General features: G+C 72.0%; 2 protein-coding genes. Both read right to left on the bottom strand.

The genetic code is table 11. The features are described 5' to 3' along the window. On the bottom strand, positions 1-2819 hold a 2819-nt coding region (locus tag AXW62_RS08770), incomplete at its 3' end, for a type I polyketide synthase (protein ID WP_159060839.1). Positions 2820-2866: 47 nt separating this feature from the next. Then, a partial coding sequence (locus tag AXW62_RS08765) for a phosphopantetheine-binding protein (protein ID WP_252368549.1) occupies positions 2867-3663 on the bottom strand: 797 nt, incomplete at its 5' end.

Raw genomic sequence — 3663 nt, 5'->3', positions numbered from 1 at the left:
CCCAGCAACGGATGCCCCACGGACTCCAGCCCCACCGACGCCACATCACCCACCGACACCGCACCCGGCTCCAACCAGAACCGCTCATGCTGGAAGGCATACGTCGGCAGATCCACACGACGGGCACCCGTCCCGGCGAAGAACCCGGCCCAGTCCACCGCCACCCCACGCACATGCGCCCGCGCGACGGCCGTGGTCAGCGCCTCGACCTCGGAACGATCCCTGCGCAGCACGGCGACGAACCCGGCGTCGGACGCGGCGTCGGTCACACACTCCTGCGCCATCGCCGTCAGCACACCGTCCGGCCCCAGCTCCACAAACGTGGTGACACCCCGGGCCTCAAGCGTGCGCACACCATCGAGGAACCGCACGCCCTCCCGCACATGCCGCACCCAGAAATCGGCCGACGCGACCTCCTCGGCGGACACCACGCCACCGGTCAGATTCGACACGATCGGGATCTTCGGAGCCTCATACGACAGCCCCTGCGCCACCTCACGGAACGCCTCCAGCATCCCGTCCATACGCGGCGAATGGAACGCATGGCTCACCGTCAGCCGCTTGGTCTTACGACCCTGCGCCTCAAAGCCCGCCGCGATCTGAACCGCCGCGTCCTCATCCCCCGCGATGACCACCGACGCGGGCCCGTTGACCGCGGCGATGCTCACGCCCTCGGTCAGCAGCGGCGTGACCTCGTCCTCCGACGCCTGCACGGCAATCATCGCGCCACCGGCGGGCAGTTCCTGCATCAGACGGCCACGCGCCGCCACCAACGCGCACGCGTCCGCCAGCGACAACACACCCGCCACATGCGCCGCGGCCAGCTCACCAATCGAATGCCCGCACAGGAAATCCGGCCGCAGCCCCCACGCCTCCACCAGCCGGAACAGCGCCACCTCCACCGCGAACAACGCGGGCTGGGTAAACCCGGTCCGGTCCAGCACCGACGCGTCATCCCCGAACAGCACATCCTTCAACGGCCGTTCGAGACGCGGATCCAACTCCGCACACACCGCGTCCAACGCCTCCGCGAACACCGGATAGGCGTCATACAGCTCACGCCCCATCCCCAACCGCTGGCTCCCCTGCCCCGTGAACAGGAACGCCGTCTCGCCCTCCGTGACCGTGCCCTCGATCAGCCCCGGCGCGGACTCCCCCCGCGCCAGCGCCGCCAGGCCCGCGGCCAGCCCGGCGCGGTCCTCGCCCACGATGACCGCGCGGCGTTCCAGGGCCGCCCGGCCGGTGGCCAGCGAGTAGCCGATGTCGGCGGTGCCGAGGGCGGGTTCGCGATCCAGGTGGGCGGTGAGGCGCCGGGCGTTGTCGCGCAGCGCCGCCGTGTTCCTGGCGGACATGGGCCACGGCAGCACGGCGGCGGTGACCGCGGCGGCGGGGCCGGTGTCCTCGTCCGTGGCCGGCGGCTCCTCCGGCTCGGGGGCCTGCTCCAGGATGGTGTGGGCGTTGGTGCCGCTCACGCCGAAGGCGGAGACACCGGCCCGGCGCGGCCTGCCGGTGTCGTCCCAGGGGCGGGCCTCGGTCAGCAGCGCCACCTCGCCCGCCGACCAGTCGACGTTCGGGGACGGCTGGTCGATGTGGAGGGTCTTCGGAAGCACTCCGTGCCGCATCGCCATGACCATCTTGATGACGCCCGCGACACCCGCCGCCGCCTGGGCGTGGCCCAGGTTGGACTTGAGCGAGCCCAGCCACAGCGGTCGGCCCTCGGGCCGCTCCTGGCCGTAGGTGGCCAGCAGCGCCTGCGCCTCAATCGGGTCGCCCAGTGTGGTGCCCGTGCCGTGTGCCTCGACCACGTCGATCTCGGCGGCGGAGAGCCGGGCGTTCTCCAGGGCCTGGCGGATGACGCGCCGCTGGGACGGGCCGTTCGGCGCGGTCAGACCGTTGGACGCGCCGTCCTGGTTGACGGCCGAGCCGCGCACCACGGCCAGCACCGGATGGCCGTTCCTGCGGGCGTCCGACAGCCGTTCCACCAGCAGTACGCCGACGCCCTCGGACCAGCCGGTGCCGTCCGCCGACGCGGCGAAGGACTTGCAGCGGCCGTCGGGGGCGAGGCCGCGCTGACGGCTGAACTCCACGAAGACGTCGGGGTTGGGCATCACGGTGACGCCGCCGACGAGGGCGAGGGAGCATTCGCGCTGCCGCAGCGCCTGGGCCGCCCAGTGCAGGGCGACCAGCGAGGAGGAGCAGGCGGTGTCGATCGTGGCGGCCGGGCCCTCGAGCCCGAAGGTGTAGGCGATCCGGCCGGACAGCACGCTGGTGGCGCCGCCGGTGAGCAGCAGCCCCTCCAGTTCCTCCGGGGCGCCCTGGGTGTCGGAGCCGTATCCCATGGCCGAGGCGCCCACATACACGCCGGTGCGGCTGCCCTTGACGGAGGTGGGGTCGATTCCGGCGCGTTCGAAAACCTCCCAGGAGGTTTCCAGCAGCAGCCGCTGCTGCGGGTCCATCGCCAGCGCCTCGCGCGGCGAAATGCCGAAGAACGCGGGGTCGAATTCGGCGGCGCCGTCGAGGAATCCGCCGCCGCTGTTGTAAAAGGTGCCCTTGCGGTCGGGGTCCGGATCGGCCAGTCCCTCGATGTCCCAGCCGCGGTCGGCGGGGAATCCGGAAATGGCGTCACCGCCCTCCGCGACCAGCTGCCACAGATCCTCGGGCGAGCTGATGCCGCCGGGGAAACGGCAGCTCATCGCGGTGATCGCGATGGGTTCCTGCGCGTCCGCCTCCACCTCGGTCAGGCGGCGACGGGCCCGGCGCAGCTCAGTGGTCATCCACTTCAGATTGTCGAGGAGCTTTTCTTCGTTCGCGCTAGCCACGGAAACGTCACCTCCTGAGGTCAGTTGAATTGTGGGCGGTCATCACGTCAGGACCTTCCGAATTCGTTGTTGATGATGTCGAAGATGTCTTCGGCGGAGGCGGAGTCGAGGTCGAGTTCGTCGTCGTCGGCGCCGTCTGCCGCCGCCGCGTGCTCGGTCTCGTTCCAGGTCCGCAGCAGCGCTTCGAGCCGGGCGGTGACCCGCTCGCGTTCGGCCGCGTCGCCGGAGACGCCGGAGAGGGCGAATTCCAGCTTGTCGATTTCGGCGAGGACGGGGAGTTCGGGCGTGGTGTCCTCGCCGAGGAGGTCGGCGCGCAGCACATCGGCGAGCGCCCTGGGCGTCGGGTGGTCGAAGACCAGGGTGGCGGTGAGCTTCAGCCCGGTGGCGGCGGTCAGCCGGTTGCGCAGTTCCACGGCGGTCAGGGAGTCGAAGCCCAGCTCCTTGAAGGCCCGGCCCGCCTCGACGGCCGTGGTGTCGTCGTGTCCGAGGACGGCGGCGACCTCCGTGCGGACCAGGTCGAGCAGGACCTTGTCGGCCTCGGGCCCGGTGAGCCCCGCGAGCCGCCGCCGCAGGGACTCCGCCGGTGCCTCGGCCGCGCCGTCGTCCGCGCCCTGCGCCGGGTCGGCCGCGAGGGCGGCGCGGACCTCGGGCAGGTCGGCGATGAGCGGACGGGGGCGGGCCGCGGTGAAGGCGGGGGCGAACCGGCCCCAGTCGACGTCGGCGACGGCGACGGCGGTGTCGTTCCGGTCCAGCGCCTGCTGGAGTGCGGCGATGGCGGAGTGCGGGGGCATCACCGGCAGTCCGCGGCGGCGCAGCTGCCCGGCCGCCTCGTCGTCGGCGACGA

The sequence above is a fragment of the Streptomyces hygroscopicus subsp. hygroscopicus genome, assembly GCF_001553455.1.
Taxonomy (GTDB): domain Bacteria; phylum Actinomycetota; class Actinomycetes; order Streptomycetales; family Streptomycetaceae; genus Streptomyces; species Streptomyces hygroscopicus.
The sequence above is the reverse complement of the archived record's forward strand: the minus strand, read 5'-3'. Positions and strand labels throughout refer to the sequence as shown.